This window comes from Blastococcus sp. TF02-09 (assembly GCF_003319105.1).
Taxonomy (GTDB): domain Bacteria; phylum Actinomycetota; class Actinomycetes; order Mycobacteriales; family Geodermatophilaceae; genus Blastococcus.
Genome location: NZ_QOHH01000005.1, coordinates 159,751 through 177,412 on the forward strand (window position 1 = coordinate 159,751; position 17,662 = coordinate 177,412).

The following is a 17,662-nucleotide window of genomic DNA, read 5'->3' on the forward strand; positions in this document are numbered from 1 at the left end:
GGGCGCGCGGGCCGCTCGGCAGGGACCATGGTCGGGTGACCCTCGCCCACCCCGCCGTCACCGGCACCGCGCTGGACGCCCTGACCGACCTGGTGGGCGACGGCGACGTCGTCGTCCTGTCCGGCGCGGGGCTGTCCACCGACTCGGGCATCCCGGACTACCGCGGCGCCACCGGCAGCCTGCGCCGGCACACCCCGATGACGTACCAGACCTTCACCCGGGACCCGCGCGGCCGGCACCGGTACTGGGCGCGCAGCTTCGTCGGCTGGCGGCAGATGCGCGCGGCCCGGCCGAACGACGGGCACCGGGCGGTGGCCGAGCTCCAGGCGGCCGGGCTGGTCGGTGGTCTCATCACGCAGAACGTCGACGGCCTGCACCAGGCCGGTGGCGCGCGGGACGTCGTCGAGCTGCACGGCGGGCTGGACCGGACGGTGTGCCTGGGCTGCGGGGACGTCGCCGGGCGGGAGGCGCTCGACGCGCGGCTGCACGCGGCCAACCCCGGGTTCGGGCCGCGGGTCGAGGAGGTCAACCCCGACGGCGACGCGGAGCTGCCCGACGAGGTGCTCGACGGGTTCACGATGGTCGGCTGCCTGGCCTGCGGGGAGGACCTGCTCAAGCCCGACGTCGTGTTCTTCGGCGAGACGGTGCCCCGCGACCGCGTGGACCACTGCTTCTCGCTGGTCGACGGCGCCGGCAGCCTGCTGGTGCTCGGCTCGTCCCTGACCGTGATGAGCGGCTACCGGTTCGTGCTGCACGCGGCGAAGCGGGGCATCCCGGTGGCGATCTGCACCGTCGGGCCGACCCGGGGCGACGCCAAGGCCGACGTCCGGGTCGACGCCCCGCTGGGCGAGGTGCTGCCGGCGCTCGCCGCGCGCCTGGCCGGATGACCCGCGAGGTCGAGCGCACCGACGACGGGCGGTGGATCGTCGTCGACGGGCGGCGCTGGCGGACCGCGGACCCGGCGCTGCCCGACGACGTCCGCGCGCGGCTGCTGCACCACCTCGGCCTGGGTCGTTCCGGCGTGCGGCAGGCGTTGGCGGCGGGGGACGACGCCGCGGTGGCCGCCGCACGCGCGCGGGTGCAGCTGGCCAAGACCGGGCTGGGGGAGCGCGGCACCGCCTGGTGGGAGCAGTCCGACGCGGAGCGGCGGGAGCGCTGGGAGACCGCGCTGCGCGACCTGGAGGAGTAGCCGAGACTGGGCGGCGATGCAGACCTTCCTGCCGGTCGCCGACTTCACCGAGTCCGCCCGCCTCCTGGACAACCCCCGGCTCGGCAAGCAGCGCGTGGAGTGCCTGCAGGTGCTGCGCGCGCTGGAGCTACCGGACTACGGCTGGGCCAACCACCCGGTGGTCACCATGTGGCGCGGCCGCACCGCTGGCCTGGTCGTCTACTCGCTGGCGATGGTCCGCGTCTGGCGGGAGCGCGGCTTCGCCGACACCACCGAGGCCCTCATCTCCGAGTTCGCGCCCGAGGCGGCGGCCATGACCCAGGAGGAGGCGGCGGCCGCCGGGCTGCTGCCGAGCTGGGTGGGGGACGAGGAGCTGCACCTCTCGCACCGCTCCAACCTGCTGGCCAAGGACCCCGAGTTCTACCGGCCCCGGTTCCCGGGCGACCCCGACGACCTCCCGTACAAGTGGCCCGGTTCGGACGACGTGCCGCCCGCGCCGGCACCCGAGGGCGTCGGCGTATGGGTGGTGCGGCCGCGCAACCACAACGAGCTGGGGGCATGCCTGGCCGCGGGCGTGGTCGGTCTGGGCACCCAGTCGGGCATCGACGTCGACGCCACCGGGCAGACGCCGGCCGAGCTCCGCGCCCTGTCCAAGGAGCTGTCGGGACGCCGGCCGGCCAAGGACCTGCGCCAGCTCTCGGCGTTCCTGGACGAGATGGCGCCCGGCGACCGCGTGGGGCTGCCCGTCGAGCACGGCGCCGGGCTGCTGCTGGGCGAGGTGGTGGGGGAGTACCTCTTCCAGGGCCGCGAGCTGCTGCCGCACCGGCGACCGGCCCGCTGGGAGCGGGTGGTGCCGCGGTCGGCCGCGTGCCCGCCGGCCACGCTGCAGGACCCTCGCGCGCTGTTCCGCGTCGTCCTGGACCCTGACGTCCTGGGCTGATCGGGCGCTCGGCTAGCTCCCCGGCAGCGGGACGTTCTGCAGCCGCACCCGGCCCTGGGCGACGAGCGTGCCGTCCTCCCGGGTGAGGGTGACCTGCCACAGCTGCTGGGTGCGGCCCTGCTGCACCGGCTCGGCGACGACGTCGATCCGCCCGGCGGTCATCGAGCGCACGAAGTCGGTGCTGTTGTTGACGCCGACGGAGAACTGGCCGTGCTCCTGCACCGCCGTGCTGGCCCCGATGCTGGCCGCGGACTCGACGATCGCGCAGTAGACGCCGCCGTGCACGACGCCCCACGGGGTGTGGTGCTGCGGGCCCAGCTCGGCGGTGCCGGTCACCCTCGTGCCGCTCACCTCGTCGGTCGTGAAGCCCATCGCGCCGACGAAGCCGGACACGGTGCCCTCGGCGCTCATGCGTCCCACACCAGGCAGAAGGGGTGGCCGACCGGGTCGGCGTAGACGCGGAAGTCGCCGCCCTCACCGGGGAGCCTGCGGGCGCCCAGGGCGAGCACCTTCGGCTCGGCGTCGGCGATGTCGGCCACGCGGATGTCCAGGTGGAACTGCTGGGGGCGCTCGGGATCGGGCCAGTCCGGCGGGCGCAGGTCCGGGGCCTGCTGGAACGCGATGCGGTAGCCGGCGCCGGTGATCACCACCCAGTCGTCCCCGGGGTCGCCCTTCACCTCCATGCCCAGCAGGTCGGCGTAGAAGCGGGCGAGGGCGTGCGCGTCGGGCGCGTCGATCACGACGGAGTGCAGCTGACCGATCATGCTGCCCATCCTGGTGGGCGGATGCGACCGTCTCCAGCCGGAAACCGGCCGCGAACCGTGCCGATCGAGCCACCACCCCCACGGCGCTCCCCGCGGACGCCGTGGCGCAGGATCTGGAGCGTGGCCCCGAACCCGCCCGTCCTGGGCTCCCTGACCTGGCTGCCCGCCGCCGAGCACCCCGAGCTGCTGGGCGCTCCGGTCGCCGCGGCGCTGTCGCAGCTCACCGGGCCGGCCTGGGTGGCCGAGATCGACGACGAGCTCGCCGACACCGCGGCGTTCACCGACGCCTACGGGGTTCCGCTGGAGGCGTCGGCCAACTGCGTGGTCGTCGCGGCCCGCCGCGCCGGCCAGACCACGATGGCCGCCTGCCTGGTGCTGGCCACCACCCGCGCCGACGTGAACGGCCTGGTCCGCCGGCACCTGGGAGCGCGCAAGGCGTCGTTCGCGCCGCAGGACGTCGCCGTGGCCGAGAGCGGGATGGCCTACGGCGGGATCACCCCGGTCGGGCTGCCGTCGTCGTGGCCGGTGCTGGTCGACGCCGCCGTCGCCGGTGCCGACCTCGTGGTCATCGGTTCGGGCACCCGGGGCAGCAAGCTCGCCGTCCCCGGTGCGGTGCTGGCCGCCCTGCCCGCGGCGGAGGTGCTCGACGGGCTCGGGCAGCCGCTCGCGCCGGCCGCGCCCGCGGCGCCCGCGGTGGCGCCCGCCGTACGCCGAGCGCCCGACGACAGCGACGTGGGCTGGGGCGAGCGCCCGGCCGACTCCTCCGACAGCGACCGTCGCTACCTGGAGGACCGGCCGCCGCACTGGGGCAGTGATTAATCACGGGGTCGTGCTGGAGCGTCCCTCCTCTTGCTGGGCGCGGAGCAGGTCGCGGATCTCGGCGAGCAGCTCGACCTGGGTGGGTGCGACGGGACCCGGCTCCTCGCCGCGCCGGCGCCGCTCCAGGAGCGTCTTCATGGGCAGGACCACGACGAAGTAGACGACCGCTGCGGTGAGCACGAACGTGATCACCTGGTTCACGAACGCGCCCCACGCGAAGACCTGACCGTCCACCTCCAGCGTGCCGCCCTGCACGCCGCCACCGCCGACCAGGCCGATCAGCGGCTTCAGGAACGACTCGGTGAACGACGTGACCAGCATGGTGAACGCGGTGCCGATCACGACGGCGACGGCCAGCTCGACGACGTTGCCGCGGAGCAGGAAGTCCCTGAATCCCTTGATCATGGCCGCCATCCAACCGGCTGCGTCGGCCGCTGCCCGTGCGCCACGTCGGGTCAGGGCGGCGGAAGGCTGACCGTGAGCGTCGCGCTGGTCGCTGCCGCGGCCAGCCGTGCCGCGGTGGCGGTGTCGACGGCGACGATCAGCAGCCCCGCGGTCGGGCCGTCGCCGGAGCCCCCCGCCGCCAGCACCCGGACACCCGAGGCCAGCGTCCCGGCCTCGCCGGCCCCCGGTTCGGTGGCGAGCACGTCGACCCGGTCACCGGTGCGCACCAGCCCGGCCACCGCGAGGTCGGCGAGCCGCACGGGCGCCGCCACCTGGCCGTCGGGGAGCAGCGAGGTGAGGCCCGGTCCCACCAGCCGGGTGTCGGTGAGCGGTTCGCCGGCGCGGACCGGGCCGGCGAGGAGCCGGCCGACCAGGAGGTCGGGTTCCGCCACGACGCCGGCGGGAGCGGTGCCGGGCGGGTAGCGCGCCAGCGCCAGGTCACCCGCGGCGAGCGGCCGGCCGGCGTCCAGGGAATGGGCCGCGACCACCACCGGCTGCGGCTGCGGCCCCGCCCCCTCGGCCGGGGGCCCGGGACGCAGGGCGAGCGCCACGGCGACGGCGGCCAGCAGGGCGGCCGCGACCCGGCGGGCCAGTGCGGCCGGGGAGCGGGGGCGGCGGAAGCGCGGCATGCGCCGAGCCTGCTGGGTCGGCGGCGCCCGGGGGGCCGGTGCGGAGCAGCTGTGGACGGACCCGTCGGCTGTGGACGGGCCTCGGTCAGTCGGCGGCCTTGGCCCCGCTGCCGGAGGTCGCGGCCGGCGTGCTCGAGGCCGCCGGGGTGGAGGCGGCCGTCGAGCTCGACGACGAGCTGCTCGTCGAGGCCGACTCCGACGCGGACGAGGTCTTCCGGCTGTCGGTCCGGTAGAAGCCCGAGCCCTTGAAGACGACGCCGACGGAGCCGTAGACCTTGCGCACCGGCGCACCGCACTGCGGGCACTCGGTGAGCGCGGCGTCGCTGAACGACTGCACGGCCTCGAACTCGTGCTTCCCCTCGGGGTTGGTGCAGGCGTACTGGTACGTGGGCACGGTGCTGGGCTCCCTGATCGAGCGGAGGTGGGTGCCGGGATTGGCACTCTCACCCGGCGACTGCCAATGATGCGTCATCGTCGCCCGCCCGTCCACGAACGTGGACGAGCGTCACCACCGCGGCGGTGCGCCCGGTTCGGCAACCGGCTCCGACTGCGCCGGCAGGCGAAGGGTTTCGCACAACGGGCACCCGGGACTAGCGTCGACGGGGCCGGCGCGGCCGGTGGCGGCTCAGCAACGGCCCCGAGGAACACGCATCCGGAGGCCCGTCATGCCGGTCGAGGTCGTCGAGCTGTCCCTCCAGGAGCCGGATGCCGCCCAGGCCGTGCTCACCGACCTCTACCGCTCGGAGCGCCCGCTCGCGTTCTCCGGCGTCCGGGGGGCGTTCGCCTGCGAGTTGCGGTCAGCGACGGCCGGTGGTCTGGCCGCGGACCGGCTGCGGTTCACCGCGGGCATGCGCTGCACGGTCGCGCCCTTGAGCGACCTGGTGGTGGCCAGCCCGGTGAGCGGGGGATGCCGGTACGTGGCGGGCCGGGACGAGGTCACCACCCGCCCGGGCGTAGTGTTCCGGTGCCCGACCGGCGAGCCGTTCATGAACGAGTGGGACGACGTGGACGTGGGCATCGTGCGGCTGCCGCTGGAGGTGGTCGAGCGGGTGGCAGAGGAACGGCTGGGTGCGTCACCCGTCGACGTCCGGTTCGACGGGATGAGCCCGGTGTCCGAGCCGATGCGCCGCACGTGGTTGGGGCTGATGAGGTTCGTGCACCAGCAGATGGCCGATCCGGGCAGCGGGCTGGGCGAGCCCTTGGTCGCCGCGCAGCTGGCCGAGCTGGTGGCGGCGGCCGCGCTGGCGGCCTTCCCGAACACCACGATGACCTCGGGCGACCTGCCTGGAGCCGGCGCGGTGGCGCCGGCGGTGGTGCGCCGGGCGGTCGCCTTCGTCGACGCGCACGCCTCGCTCCCGATCACCGTCACCGACATCGCCCGCGCCGCCGGGGTCGGCCCACGAGCGCTGCAGCTGGCCTTCGCCCGCCACCTCGGGCTCAGCCCGATGGCCTACGTGCGGCGGGTGCGGCTGGAGTGCGCGCACCGGGAGCTGCAGGCCGCCGACCCCACCTCCGGGGACACCGTGGCGGCGATCGCAGCCCGGTGGGGGTTCGCCAAGCCCGACCGGTTCGCCGCCGCCTACCGCGCCGCCTACGGGGTGCCCCCCAGCCACACCCTGCGCACCTAGAGCCCCGCGGCCGACCCCGCACGGAGGAGCGTCATGACCGCACCGACCACCACAGCGCCGCGGCGCGCCGAGTTCCGCACCCGCGACCCGGCCGAGGCGCGCGCGTTCCTCGACACGCTCTACGGGGTCCGGCTCGAGGTCGAGGCTCCCCGCGATGCCAGTTGGCTGCTGGGCCTGCGCATGGTCGACGCCGGCCTGTTCAGCTCCATCGACATCGTGCTGCCGGCCCACCTCACGTTCGGCCTCGCCGGCCAGGACGACCTCGTCATCGGCACGGTCACCGGAGGCCTGATCGGGTTCGAGTGGGGACAGAGCACCTACCGCTACGCGCCAGGGGACGTCTACATCTCCAGCGACCCGCGGGGCGACGACATCGGGTACACGCGCGAGGCCCGGGCGCTGACGACCACCCTGCCGCAGTCGCTGCTCACCGATGTGGCCCGCGGCGCCGGCGAGCCCGGGCCCCCGTGGCAGTTCACAGCCATGCAGGGCACCCCCAGCGACGCCGCCCGGTGGCGGGCGACCAGCCGGTTCGTCGACGACCTGCTCGCCGAGCCCGCGACCGCCGCGTCACCGCTGCTGCTCGGTCCGGCCACACGGTTGCTGGCCGCGACTGCCCTCACCGTCTTCCCGAACACGCTCGTCACGGACGCGGCGCCCGCGGACAGCGTCGACGCCCATCCCGGCACGCTGCGGCGCGCGGTCGCGTTCATCGACGCCGACTGCGACCGCGACATCTCCCTGGCCGACATCGCTCGCGCCGCCTACGTCACCCCGCGCGCGGTGCAGCTGGCCTTCCGCCGGTACCTCGACACGACCCCGACCGCCTACCTCCGCACGGCCCGGCTGGCGCAGGCCCACCAGCAGCTACGCGACGCCACCCCGGGCGACGGGCTCACCGTGACCGCCGTCGCCGCGCGCTGGGGCTTCACGCCCAGCCGGTTCACCGAGCACTACCGCGCGGCCTACGGCGTGCTCCCCAGCCACACCCTGCGGACCTGAGACGCCGTACCCGCCCCGCACCCGGCGGGCCTCGAGTCCCCGCTGCAGCGCCTCGGCCCGCTGCGACGAGGCCCGGGCATCTGCCCCCAGCTCGGCCGCGCGGGACCGGGCCCGCGCGGCCGCGTCGTGACGCGCCACCACCGAGGACCGGTCCTCCGCCGCCACGCGCTCCCCGCTGCCGGCCCTCGCGCCCACGGGTGCCCCCTCCTGATCGTGCGGCGCCGCGCGCGGAGATTCCCGCGTGCACCCGGGGCGTCCCGTCTGTTCGAGACGATCGACCGCGCGCGGCCGCCGACGGTCAGCGAACGCGGCAGAGGCGGGTCCCGCCGGATCAGCCCGCCCGCGACTGCGCACGACGGGGGTGTCGGTTCGCCCGTCGGTCAGCGGGCGGTGGAGTCCAGCGCGGCCGGGCTGGCCCACATCTGCACCGCCAGGCGGCGCTGCTCGTCCGTGCGCGTGCGCGCCCACGCCGCCCGGTCGGGGCGCGGCCCGGCCGGGTCGCTGTCCTCGGCGGCGTCCGCGGCGGTGGTGTCGTAGGTCAACGCCACCTGGGCAGCGGCCGGCCCCCGACCGGCTAGCCCCCGCAGGCGAAGACCCGCGCCGCCCGCTTCGCCCGGAGGCGAAGCGGGCCGCCGGTCAGGCGTCACTGGCCAGGGAGGGCAGACGCACCAGGTCGAGGACGGCGTGCGCGGGACTGCCGGGTGGGGCGAGCAGCCGCAGGTGCTGCTGCTGGGCGCCGAGCTGGTCGCGCATCCGGTGCAGGACCTGCACGCCGGCGCTGGCCAGGTGGGTGACCTCGGTGAGGTCGACCGTCAGCGGGAGCACCCCACCGCGTGAGGCCCCGGACAGGGCACGGGCGAACTCCTCTCCGGTGACGATGTCGACCGGCCCACGGACCCGGAGCCGCGGAAGGCCGTCGCGGTGCTCGGCGTCGACGGCGAACTCCGGCCGGGGCGCGGGAGCGGGCGGTGGCGCCTCGGTGTGGGGACCGAGCACGGCGGGACGGTGCAGCCGCTGGCGGAGCAGCACGACCGTCCCCTCGCCGTGAGCGTCGGCGTGCGGTGGGTGCCGGACCTCGAGGGAGTCGACGAGCTGCTCGGCGAGCAGCAGGCCCCGCCCCCGGTGGGTGGCCGTGGGATCGGGCTGCCGCCAGTGCCCCCGGTCGCTGATCCGGCACTCCAGGACGCCGTCGACACCCAGCATGACCTGCAGCCGCACGGGACCGGGCTCCTCGGGCGGGTAGGCGTGGTCGACCGCGTTCGCGACGGCCTCCCACACGGCCAGCTCCAGCGCCACGCGGTCGCTGTCGGCCGGGTCGAGGGCGTCGAGCCACGCGTCGAGGTCGCGCCGCAGCTGCCGGATGCTCTCGACGGTGGTCGACGTCTGCAGGTCCAGGGGCGGCACGGGGCCGGCCAGGCGGTGGGCGGCCAGCACCGTGACGTCGTCGGCGTAGCCGGTGCGGGTGAGCAGCTCGACGGTGAGCTGGCAGATCCGCTCGGCGGGGGAGGTGGGGGCGTGCAGCGGGAGCGCCCGGTTGGCGGCGGCGTCGGCGGCGACGGTCGCCAGTTCCACCATGCCGTCCTCGAGGGTGCGGTTCGGACGTTCGATGAGCCCGTCGCTGTAGAGCAGGACCACCTCGTCCGCGGCGAGCGCGTCCTCTGCCAGCACCGGGACCGACCCCGTGCCCAGCGGGCCGGTGCCGGTCCCGCTGAGGAACCGGGTCGCCCCGTCGGGCCCGACGACCAGCGGCGGGGGCTGGCCGCAGTTCGCGTGGTTCAGCGTGCCCGTCGCCGGGTCGAGCACCACCATGGCCAGGGTGGTGGCCCGCAGCAGCGGGGTGCGCGCGGCGAACGCGTCCGCCCGGGTCAGCGCGACCAGCGGGTCGTCGTCGGTGGCCAGCGCGTCGGCCAGCACCGCCCGCAGCTGACCCATCGCGGCCGACCCGGTCACGCCGTGCCCGACGACGTCGCCGACGACCAGGACGACGCTGCCGTCGGCGCGCGGGATGGCGTCGAACCAGTCGCCGCCGGCGATCTGGTCCTCGGCGGCCACGAGGTAGCGCGCCGCGATGCGGGCCCCCGGCAGCACCGGCAGCGCGGTGGGCAGCAGCGCCTCCTGCAGCGCGGTGACGACGTCGCGGGCGTCGTGGTACCGCTGCTGGGCCTCGTCCACCCGCTCCTGCGCCGCCCGGCGCTCGCGGACGCGCTCGGTCACGTCGGTCGCGAAGGCGAGCAGCCCGATCACCGTGCCGTCCGGCGTCCGGCGCGGCACGCAGGTGAAGTCGGCGTACACCTCCTCGACCTCGTCGGCCCCCTCGCGCTCGAGCTGCACCCGCCACTCGCGGGACGTCTGCGGCTCCCCGGTGGCGTACACCCGGTCGAACATCTCGACGACCTGCTGGCCGGCGAGCTCGGGCATCGCCTCGCGGACCGGCATGCCGATGAACGCCGGCTTCCCGACGAACTCCCGGTAGACGGCGTTGGCCGCCACGAACGCGTGCTCCGGACCTTCCGTGCTCATCAGCAGCAACGGCATCTCCTCGAAGGCCGCGCGCACCGCCTCGGCGTCCCCGACGCGGGAGCGCAGCTCCTCGCCGCCGCTCGAATCCCTCACGTGTGCACCTCTGCTCGCCGGTCCGTTGCGGCCGGGCCATACCCGGAGTCACGGCGATTCACCACGGCTCGCCCTGGACAGGTCGGTGCGCCCCCGCTTGCATCACCACGTGCACCAGCGGACCGCGACCGACCAGCACGGCGTCCCGTTCGGTGCCGCGGTGCGGACCTGGTTCCTCATCTCCCTGCAGACCTTCGGCGGCCCGGCCGGGCAGATCGCAGTCATGCAGCGCGCGCTGGTCGACGAGAAGCGGTGGATCGGCCAGCGCCGCTTCCTGCACGCCCTCAACTACTGCACGCTGCTGCCCGGCCCCGAGGCCCAGCAGCTGGCCACCTACGTGGGCTGGCTGCTGCACGGCACCCGCGGCGGGCTGGTCGCCGGCGGGCTGTTCGTCCTGCCCGGCGTGGTCGCGCTGCTGGCGCTGTCGGTGATCTACGTCCGGTTCGGCACCACCACCGTCGTCACCGCCGTGTTCACCGGACTGGCCGCGGCGGTGCTCGCCATCGTCGTGCAGGCCGTGATCCGCGTCGGGAAGAGGGCGCTCGACAGCGGGGCCCTGGTCGCGCTCGCGGTCGCGTCGTTCGTCGCGCTCGCGGTGTTCGGCGTCCCCTTCCCGGTCGTCGTGACCCTCGCCGGCCTCACCGGGTGGGCCCTGGGCCGGTGGCGGCCCGCCGCCCTCCCGCAGCCGACGTCCTCCGACGTCCCGGACGACGGTCCGGCGCCGGTCGTCGCCGACGACGTGCTGCACGACGAGGCGCCGTCGGCCCGCCGCAGCGTCCGGGTGCTGTTCGTCGGGCTGCTGGTCTGGGCGCTGCCCGTCGCGGCGGTGGCGCTGCTGACCGGCACGGGGAGCGTGTTCACCGAGCAGGGGCTGTTCTTCTCCGGCGCGGCGGTGGTCACCTTCGGCGGCGCCTACGCGGTGCTGGCCTACGTGGCCCAGCAGGCGGTGGAGGTCTACGGCTGGCTGGCCCCGCGCGAGATGGTGCGCGGCCTCGCGCTGGCCGAGACCACGCCCGGGCCGCTGATCATGGTGGTCCAGTTCGTCGCGTTCCTGGGTGCCTACCGCGACCCCGGCGACCTCGACCCGTGGGTGGCCGCGGTGCTGGCCTCGCTGCTGGTCACCTGGGTGACCTTCGTGCCGAGCTTCCTGTTCGTCCTGCTCGGGGCGCCCTACATGGAGCGGCTGCGCGGCAACCGCGCGCTGTCTGCAGCGCTGACCGGCATCACCGCCGCGGTCGTCGGCGTGATCGCCAACCTCGGCGTCTACTTCGCCGTCCACACGCTGTTCGACGGGACGGTGGCGGTCGACGGCGGCCCGCTCGCCCTCGAGCTGCCCGACCTGACGACGCTGCGGCCGGTGCCGCTGGCCATCGCCCTGGTCGCCGCCGCGCTGCTGTTCCGCCTCGAGTGGTCGGTGCTGCGCACCCTGGGCGTCTGCGCGCTGCTCGGCCTCGCCGCCGGCCTGGCCGGGCTGCCGCTGGCCTGACCCGGCCGCCCCGGGGTACGGGCCGGTCATGGCAGCAGGGAGCGCGGGGGCGGCCACGGACCAGTGGATCGACCCCGACGACGGCGTCCGCTACCCGGCCGGCGAGGTGCACGGCTGGCAGCCCGGGCGCAACGAGACCGTCTGCGGGCTCTCGCTGCACCGGTCGCGGCTGCGGCGCTTCCCACACGTGACGTGGGCCGACGTCCAGCCGGAGAGCGGCCGGCACGCCGAGGAGGTGCGCGAGGTCTGCCGCCGGTGCCGGGCCGGGCTGGGCGGCCGCCGGGACGACCGCGGCTGGACCCGCGTGAATCCCCGGCCGTGACGACGTCGGGGCCCGGGAGGTGAGCAGTACGGTCGATCCGTGGCGCAGCAGTGGCTGGACGAGGAGCAGCAGCGGACCTGGCGGACCTGGCTCTCGGTGGCCGAGCTGCTCCCGCGCGCCCTCGACGCCCAGCTGCAGCGCGACGCCGGCATCAGCCACGCCGCCTACGTCGTCCTGGCGATGCTGTCCGAGGCGCCCGACCGCAGCCGCCGGATGAGCGACCTCGCGCGGCGGGCCAACCAGTCGCAGAGCCGGCTGTCCCACACCGTGCGCCGGCTCGAGGAGCGGGGCTGGGTGCGCCGGGAGCGCGCCGCCGAGGACGGTCGCGGCAACCGCGCCGTCCTCACCGATGCCGGCTGGGACGTCGTCCGCAGCCTGGCCCCCGGGCACGTCGACGCCGTCCGGGCGGCCCTGTTCGACCCGCTGACCACCGAGCAGACCCGGCTGCTGGGGCAGGCGTTGGCGGCGGTGCTCGACGGGCTCGACCCCGACCACAGCCGCCGCGTCCGGGAGGGCGCCGAGCTCGCGGACTGACCGCCCCCGGACGGCTCAGCGGCCGAGGTGGCGGTACCGGTGCAGCCGGGTGCGGAGGCGCTCGGTGTCGTCCCGGCCGAGCAGGCCGGCCAGCTCCTCGCCGAGCACCCGGCCCAGGCGCAGGCAGAACTCGGTCGGCTCGTCGGCGGCGTCCGGCCGCTCCGGGACGACGCGGTCGACGATCCCCGCCCGGTGCAGGTCCGTGGCGCGCACCCCCTGCGCCTCCGCCATCTCGCCGGCGTGGTCGGTGTCGCGGTGCACGATCGCCGAGGCCCCCTCCGGCGGCAGCGGCCCCAGCCAGCCGTTGGCCGCGGCGAGCACCCGGTCGGCCGGCACCAGGGCCAGCGCCCCGCCGCCGGTGCCCTGCCCGAGCAGGACCGCCAGCGTGGGTGCCTGCAGCATCACCAGGTCCTGCAGGCAGCGGGCGATCTCCCCGGCCAGCCCGCCCTCCTCGGCCTCGCGGGACAGCGCAGCGCCGGGCGTGTCGATGAGCGTGACGAGGGGCAGCCGCAGCTCCTGCGCCAGGTGCATGCCGCGGCGGGCCTCGCGGAGCGCCGCGGGGCCCAGCGGCGCCGCCAGCGACTGGCCGCGCCGGTCCTGCCCCAGGACGACGCAGGGCGCCCCGCCGAACCGGGCCAGCGCCAGCAGCAGGCCCGGGTCCTTCTCGCCGGCGCCGGTGCCGGACAGGCCCACGATGTCGGTGGCCGCGGTGCGCAGCAGCCGGCGCACCCCGGGACGGTCGGTCCGCCGCGAGGCGGTCACCACGTCCCACGCGCTGCGCGGCGCACCGGCGTCGTCGGCGGCACCGTCGTCCGGACCCGGCCGGTCGGCCGACGCGACGTCGACGTGCCAGGTCTGCCGGGCGGCGAGCACCCGCAGCGCGCGGTCGGCGACCTCGGCGAGCTCCTCGTGCGGGACGACGGCGTCGATGAGCCCGTGCTCGGCCATGTTCTCCGCGGTCTGCACGCCCTCGGGGAAGCGCTCGCCGTACAGCGCCTCGAAGACCCGGGGGCCGAGGAACCCGATCGAGGCGCCGGGCTCGGCGATGGTCACGTGCCCGAGCGAGCCCCAGGAGGCCAGCACCCCGCCGAACGTGGGGTTGCGCAGGTAGACGAGGTAGGGGAGCCCGGCCTGCTTGTGCCGGGCGATCGCCGCGGTGATGCCGATCATCTGCAGGAAGGCCACGGTGCCCTCCTGCATGCGGGTGCCGCCCGACACGGGCGCGGCCAGCAGCGGCAGCCCCTCCTCGGTCGCCCGCTCGACGGCGGCGATCAGCCGGTCGGCCGCCGCCACCCCGATGGAGCCGGCGAGGAAGCCGAACTCACCGGCCACCACCGCGACGCGCCGCCCGCGCAGCAGCCCCTCGCCGGTGATGATCGACTCGTCCTGGCGCGTCTTCTCCGCCGCGGCCGCCAGTTCGCGGGCGTAGGCCTCGCCGACGTCGCGGGCCGCGATGGGGGAGTCCCACGACCGCCACGACCCCGGGTCCAGCACCAGGTCGCGCAGCGCGCGGGCATCCAGCCGCGAGGGCGAGGGCATCGGAGCTCCGTTCGACGGATCGGGCACAGGGTCCGCCGATGATTCCGGGCGGCGGTCCCGCGGCCGACACCGACCCCGGGGAGGTCACCCGCCGGCGAGCTGCTGCCACCCGCCCGAGGGGGTGACGACGGCGGTGACCCGGTGGTCGTGCGGTTCGGACGGCAGGTCGTCGAGGAACTCCTCGTCGAAGACCAGCGCCACGACGACGGCGCCCGGCCGGGCCAGCCGGAGCGCCCGGTCGTAGTAGCCGCCACCCCGCCCCAGCCGCACCCCGTCGCGGGACACCGCCAGCGCCGGGACGACGACCACCTCCGCCGTCCCCACCGCCGTGGCGCCCAGCCGCGGGCCGACCGGCTCGAGCAGGCCGAACCGCCCCGGGACCGTGCGGCCGGAGTCGACCGCCCACGCCAGCTCGCGCCCCCGGGGCGCGACGACGGGCAGCAGCACGCGCGCGCCCAGCCGGGTGAGCACCGCGGGCAGCCGGCCGTGCCCGGGCTCGGTCTCCTCCGGCACGTACGCGGCGATGGTGCGGGCCCCCGCCAGGCCCTCGAGCAGGGCCGTGGCGATCGCGGCGGAGTCCGCCGTCCGCTCGGCGGGCGGGCGCGCGCGCCGGGCCGCCAGGACCCGGTCGCGGAGCGTCGTCTTGGCGGCGGCCGGATCTCGGCCAGGAGTCATGGCCGCAGGCTAGTTAGGCTGCCGCCATGACCAGTCAGGGCACCCGGCCTGCACGGAAGGCCGTCATCCCGGTGGCGGGGATGGGAACCCGGTTCCTGCCGGCCACCAAGGCCGTGCCCAAGGAGCTGCTCCCGGTCGTCGACCGGCCGGCCCTCCAGTACATCGTCGAGGAGGCCGCGCGCGCCGGTCTGCCCGAGGTCCTCATGGTGACCGGGCGGAACAAGGGCGCCATCGAGGACTTCTTCGACAGCACCCCCGAGCTCGAGGCGGCGCTGGAGAAGAAGGGCGACGCCGGCCGGCTCGAGTCGGTCCGCGCCTCGACCGAGCTCGCGCAGGTGCACTTCGTCCGCCAGGGCGAGGCGCGCGGCCTGGGCCACGCGGTCCTGCAGGCGGCGGCGTTCGTGGGCGACGAGCCGTTCGCCGTCCTCCTGGGCGACGACCTCATCGACGCCCGCGACCACCTGCTCGAGCAGATGCTGGCGGTCCAGGCCGAGCACGGCGGCTCGGTCATCGCCCTGCTCGACGTCGGCATGGAGAACATCGACAAGTACGGCGCGGTGGCAGTGGAGCCGGGTGCCGAGGGCAGCGACGTCGTGACCGTGACCGGCCTGGTCGAGAAGCCGCCGGTCGAAGAGGCGCCCAGCAGCCTGGCCATCATCGGCCGCTACGTGCTGGCGCCCGAGATCTTCGACGTGCTCCGCGCGACCGAGCCCGGGCGCGGCGGGGAGATCCAGCTGACCGACGCGCTGGCCACCCTCGTGGCGCGCGGCGAGCCCGTCCACGGCGTGGTGTTCGGCGGCCGCCGGTACGACACCGGCGACAAGCTGGACTACCTCAAGGCCGTCATCCGGCTGGCCGTGGAGCGCGACGACCTGGGCCCGCCGCTGCGCAGCTGGCTGCACGAGTTCGTCACGGAGCTGCCCGCCGAGGGCGCGTCGTCGTCCTGAGCGGCGTCCGCCGGGGCACCATCGGGCCGCGGGGCACCGCGCCCGCTCCCGATCGGGGCGGGTGCTGCCGCGCGCAGCGGTGCCGCCGAAGGGCGGACGGCACGGCAGAACGGTGGTGGTGAGGATGACCGGCAAGGACGACGGCACGGACGGCGCGGGCGGGCCGATCCCGGGCATCCGGGACACCCAGCTCGTCGACGGCCCCGTGCGGCCGCCCGGTGAGGTCCCGCCGCTGCCTACCCCGCGGTCGGTCACCGAGGGCGTCGTCCCGCTGCCCCCCGCGGAGTCCGTGCCGCTGTCGGTGATCTGCACGGTGGAGCGACACCTCGACGAGATCCTGGCCAGCGTTCCGCAGCCCGACCCGATCGAGCTCGCCGTCCTGGACGCCCAGGGCCTCCTGTGCGCCGAGGAGGTCATCAGCCAGCGCGCGCTGCCCGCCTTCGACCAGGCCGCGCTGGACGGGTACGCCGTCCGGTCCGAGGACGTCGCCGGCGCGCGCCCGAACGCACCCGTGTCGCTGGCCGTCGTCGGCGAGAGCGTCGCGGGCGCCGGCGTCCCGTCGTCCATCGGCCCGGGCCTGGCCGTCCGCGTCGCGGCCGGCGCGATGCTGCCGGCGGGCGCCGACGTCGTCGTCCCCGCTGTGTGGACAGACCAGGGCACGGTGCGCGTCGAGGTCCTGGCCGGCCCGCCGGCCGGCGGCTACGTGCGGCGCACCGGTGACGACGTCGCCCCCGGCGATCCCGCCGTCCAGGTGGGGACGCCGATCGGCCCGGCCCAGATCAGCCTGCTCGCCGCGGTCGGCCGGGAGCGCGTCGCGGTGCGGCCCCGGCCGCGCATCGCCGTGCTGTGCGCCGGCACCGAGCTGGTCGACGTCGGCACCGCACCGGCACCGGGCCAGGTCGTCGACGTCAACAGCTACGCGCTCGCCGCGGCGGCCCGGGACGCCGGCGCCGAGGCCTACCGCTCCGGCATCCTCCCGACCGACCGGCGCCGGCTGACCGAGGTGCTCGAGAGCCAGCTGCTGCGCAGCGACCTGGTGCTCATCGCGGGCACCTTCGCCCCCGGCGGCTTCGACATGGTCCAGGAGGTGCTGGCCGAGCTGGGGCAGATGCAGTTCCGGCAGGTGACGATGCACCCCGGCCCCGTCCAGGGCTTCGGCCGGCTGGGCCGCGACCAGGTCCCGGTCATCTGCATCCCGGGCGAGCCGGTCGCGGCGCTGGTGGCGTTCGAGGTGTTCGTCCGCCCGGCGATCCGGCTGATGCTGGGCAAGCGGCAGCTGTTCCGCCGCACCGTCCAGGCCGTCGCCGGACAGCCGCTGGTCTCGCCGCTGGGCTACCGCCAGTACCTGCACGGCACCGTCATGCGCCACCCGGACGGCGGGTACGTCGTCGAGCCGGTGGGCGACGGCACCGACGCGCTGCTGGCCCGCATGGCGCGCGCCAACTGCCTGATCGTCATCGACGAGGACGTCACCGAGGTGGCCGCCGGCGCGCTCGTCACCGTCATGCCCCTACTGCTCGGCGGCTGAGCTGGAACCCGTCCCGCACCCCGGCTGGCCGGCGCGCCTGGGCTGGGGGCCGGTGGAGCTCTCCCCGCTGCGCCGGCGGGACGCGGCGGAGTGGAGCCGGCTGCGGAACGCCAACGAGGAGTGGCTGCGGCCGTGGGAGCCCACGTCCGGCCAGTCCTGGCCCGCCCGGCACAGCCCGGCCGCCTACCGGGCGATGCGCCGCGCCCTGGCACGCCGGGCGCGGACGGGGGTTACGGTGCCGTTCGCGATCCGCGTCGAGGGCCGGCTCGCCGGGCAGGTGACCGTGGACAACGTGGTGCGCGGAGCGATGCGGTCGGGCTGGCTCGGCTACTGGATCGACCGCGGCGTCGCCGGCCGCGGCATGGGGTCCCTCGCCGTGGCGCTCGTCTGCGACCACGCGTTCGGCGCGATGGGGCTGCACCGGCTGCAGGCCGACATCCGGCCGGAGAACGAGCCCAGCCGGCGCCTGGTGGAGCGGCTGGGCTTCACCCGGGAGGGCGTGCTGCGCCGCTACCTGGACATCGACGGGGAGTGGCGGGACCACCTGGCCTACGCCCTGCTGGCCGACGACCTGCCCCGCGGCGCCCTGGCCCGCTGGCGGGACGGCGCGGCGCCGTGACCAGC

Annotated in this window: 21 protein-coding genes; 12 read left to right on the plus strand and 9 right to left on the minus strand. The window is 76.1% G+C overall.

Translation table 11 applies throughout. From position 1 onward, the window contains the following. Positions 1 to 35: 35 nt before the first annotated feature. The 3 genes from DQ239_RS09655 to DQ239_RS09665 are packed head-to-tail and all read left to right on the plus strand — an operon-like array spanning position 36 to position 2,108. Positions 36 to 887 (plus strand): NAD-dependent protein deacetylase, encoded by an 852-nt coding sequence (locus DQ239_RS09655; protein WP_113834194.1) that lies wholly within the window; start codon positions 36 to 38, stop codon positions 885 to 887. Beyond that, positions 884 to 1,189 (plus strand): biopolymer transporter Tol, encoded by a 306-nt coding sequence (locus DQ239_RS09660; RefSeq protein WP_113834195.1) that lies wholly within the window; start codon positions 884 to 886, stop codon positions 1,187 to 1,189. Before DQ239_RS09655 ends, DQ239_RS09660 begins: the two co-directional genes overlap by 4 nt. A 16-nt stretch (positions 1,190 to 1,205) precedes the next feature. After that, complete coding sequence (locus DQ239_RS09665; protein ID WP_113834196.1) at positions 1,206 to 2,108, plus strand: MSMEG_6728 family protein; 903 nt, start codon at positions 1,206 to 1,208, stop codon at positions 2,106 to 2,108. 12 nt (positions 2,109 to 2,120) lie between these two features. On the opposite strand, the gene DQ239_RS09670 is transcribed toward DQ239_RS09665, so the two are convergent. Then, positions 2,121 to 2,519, minus strand: coding sequence for a PaaI family thioesterase (locus DQ239_RS09670; protein WP_113834197.1), 399 nt, complete (start codon positions 2,517 to 2,519; stop codon positions 2,121 to 2,123). Next, entirely contained in the window at positions 2,516 to 2,872 is a 357-nt protein-coding gene (locus tag DQ239_RS09675; RefSeq protein ID WP_199582827.1) for a VOC family protein, read from the minus strand. The genes DQ239_RS09670 and DQ239_RS09675 overlap by 4 nt, the downstream gene beginning before the upstream one ends. A 120-nt stretch (positions 2,873 to 2,992) precedes the next feature. On the opposite strand from DQ239_RS09675, the gene DQ239_RS09680 reads away from it, so the two are divergent. After that, the gene (locus DQ239_RS09680) at positions 2,993 to 3,691 is read left to right on the plus strand and encodes a YbaK/EbsC family protein (RefSeq protein ID WP_233489009.1); all 699 of its coding nucleotides are present in this window, start codon (positions 2,993 to 2,995) and stop codon (positions 3,689 to 3,691) included. Here DQ239_RS09680 and mscL read toward each other — a convergent pair whose 3' ends face one another. The 3 genes from mscL to DQ239_RS09695 form a co-directional block, all read right to left on the minus strand. Beyond that, positions 3,692 to 4,096 carry a large conductance mechanosensitive channel protein MscL gene (gene mscL / locus DQ239_RS09685; RefSeq protein ID WP_113834325.1) on the minus strand — a complete coding sequence of 135 codons (405 nt, stop codon included), beginning with the start codon at positions 4,094 to 4,096 and terminating at the stop codon, positions 3,692 to 3,694. Positions 4,097 to 4,146: 50 nt separating this feature from the next. Next, positions 4,147 to 4,764 carry a Flp pilus assembly protein CpaB gene (cpaB, locus tag DQ239_RS09690; protein ID WP_113834200.1) on the minus strand — a complete coding sequence of 206 codons (618 nt, stop codon included), beginning with the start codon at positions 4,762 to 4,764 and terminating at the stop codon, positions 4,147 to 4,149. Positions 4,765 to 4,849: 85 nt separating this feature from the next. After that, positions 4,850 to 5,158 carry an FmdB family zinc ribbon protein gene (locus tag DQ239_RS09695; RefSeq protein ID WP_113834201.1) on the minus strand — a complete coding sequence of 103 codons (309 nt, stop codon included), beginning with the start codon at positions 5,156 to 5,158 and terminating at the stop codon, positions 4,850 to 4,852. 271 nt (positions 5,159 to 5,429) lie between these two features. Here DQ239_RS09695 and DQ239_RS09700 point away from each other — a divergent pair, with 271 nt between their 5' ends. Both DQ239_RS09700 and DQ239_RS09705 read left to right on the plus strand, forming a co-directional pair. Next, positions 5,430 to 6,392 carry an AraC family transcriptional regulator gene (locus tag DQ239_RS09700; RefSeq protein WP_113834202.1) on the plus strand — a complete coding sequence of 321 codons (963 nt, stop codon included), beginning with the start codon at positions 5,430 to 5,432 and terminating at the stop codon, positions 6,390 to 6,392. A gap of 33 nt (positions 6,393 to 6,425) precedes the next feature. Further along, positions 6,426 to 7,394 (plus strand): helix-turn-helix transcriptional regulator, encoded by a 969-nt coding sequence (locus tag DQ239_RS09705; RefSeq protein ID WP_113834203.1) that lies wholly within the window; start codon positions 6,426 to 6,428, stop codon positions 7,392 to 7,394. 380 nt (positions 7,395 to 7,774) lie between these two features. Here the strand turns inward: DQ239_RS09705 and DQ239_RS20330 are convergent, their stop codons facing one another. Together DQ239_RS20330 and DQ239_RS09710 are read right to left on the minus strand one after the other, a co-directional pair. Beyond that, entirely contained in the window at positions 7,775 to 7,942 is a 168-nt protein-coding gene (locus DQ239_RS20330; protein WP_233489011.1) for a hypothetical protein, read from the minus strand. A gap of 88 nt (positions 7,943 to 8,030) precedes the next feature. After that, positions 8,031 to 10,007 carry a SpoIIE family protein phosphatase gene (locus DQ239_RS09710; protein WP_113834204.1) on the minus strand — a complete coding sequence of 659 codons (1,977 nt, stop codon included), beginning with the start codon at positions 10,005 to 10,007 and terminating at the stop codon, positions 8,031 to 8,033. A gap of 109 nt (positions 10,008 to 10,116) precedes the next feature. Between DQ239_RS09710 and chrA the strand changes: the two genes are divergently transcribed. From chrA to DQ239_RS09725, 3 genes are read left to right on the plus strand one after another with little or no spacing between them, the layout of a single operon-like run. Then, the gene (chrA, locus tag DQ239_RS09715) at positions 10,117 to 11,493 is read left to right on the plus strand and encodes a chromate efflux transporter (protein WP_199582831.1); all 1,377 of its coding nucleotides are present in this window, start codon (positions 10,117 to 10,119) and stop codon (positions 11,491 to 11,493) included. A 28-nt stretch (positions 11,494 to 11,521) separates the two neighbouring features. Further along, positions 11,522 to 11,815 carry a hypothetical protein gene (locus DQ239_RS09720; RefSeq protein ID WP_113834206.1) on the plus strand — a complete coding sequence of 98 codons (294 nt, stop codon included), beginning with the start codon at positions 11,522 to 11,524 and terminating at the stop codon, positions 11,813 to 11,815. Positions 11,816 to 11,854: 39 nt separating this feature from the next. Continuing rightward, a complete protein-coding gene (locus tag DQ239_RS09725) occupies positions 11,855 to 12,349 on the plus strand; it encodes a MarR family transcriptional regulator (RefSeq protein ID WP_113834207.1) in 495 nt (164 codons plus the stop codon). A gap of 15 nt (positions 12,350 to 12,364) precedes the next feature. On the opposite strand, the gene DQ239_RS09730 is transcribed toward DQ239_RS09725, so the two are convergent. Further along, positions 12,365 to 13,888, minus strand: coding sequence for a carboxyl transferase domain-containing protein (locus DQ239_RS09730; protein ID WP_113834208.1), 1,524 nt, complete (start codon positions 13,886 to 13,888; stop codon positions 12,365 to 12,367). A gap of 84 nt (positions 13,889 to 13,972) precedes the next feature. Beyond that, on the minus strand, positions 13,973 to 14,563 hold the full coding sequence (locus tag DQ239_RS09735; RefSeq protein ID WP_113834209.1) for a 5-formyltetrahydrofolate cyclo-ligase: 591 nt from the start codon (positions 14,561 to 14,563) through the stop codon (positions 13,973 to 13,975). A gap of 26 nt (positions 14,564 to 14,589) precedes the next feature. On the opposite strand from DQ239_RS09735, the gene galU reads away from it, so the two are divergent. The 3 genes from galU (at position 14,590) to DQ239_RS09750 (ending at position 17,657) form a co-directional block, all read left to right on the plus strand. Next, positions 14,590 to 15,510, plus strand: coding sequence for a UTP--glucose-1-phosphate uridylyltransferase GalU (gene galU, locus DQ239_RS09740; protein ID WP_113834210.1), 921 nt, complete (start codon positions 14,590 to 14,592; stop codon positions 15,508 to 15,510). Positions 15,511 to 15,634: 124 nt separating this feature from the next. Then, the gene (gene glp / locus DQ239_RS09745) at positions 15,635 to 17,038 is read left to right on the plus strand and encodes a gephyrin-like molybdotransferase Glp (RefSeq protein ID WP_113834211.1); all 1,404 of its coding nucleotides are present in this window, start codon (positions 15,635 to 15,637) and stop codon (positions 17,036 to 17,038) included. A gap of 52 nt (positions 17,039 to 17,090) precedes the next feature. Then, a complete protein-coding gene (locus DQ239_RS09750) occupies positions 17,091 to 17,657 on the plus strand; it encodes a GNAT family protein (RefSeq protein WP_233489013.1) in 567 nt (188 codons plus the stop codon). The last annotated feature ends 5 nt before the right edge of the window (positions 17,658 to 17,662 follow it).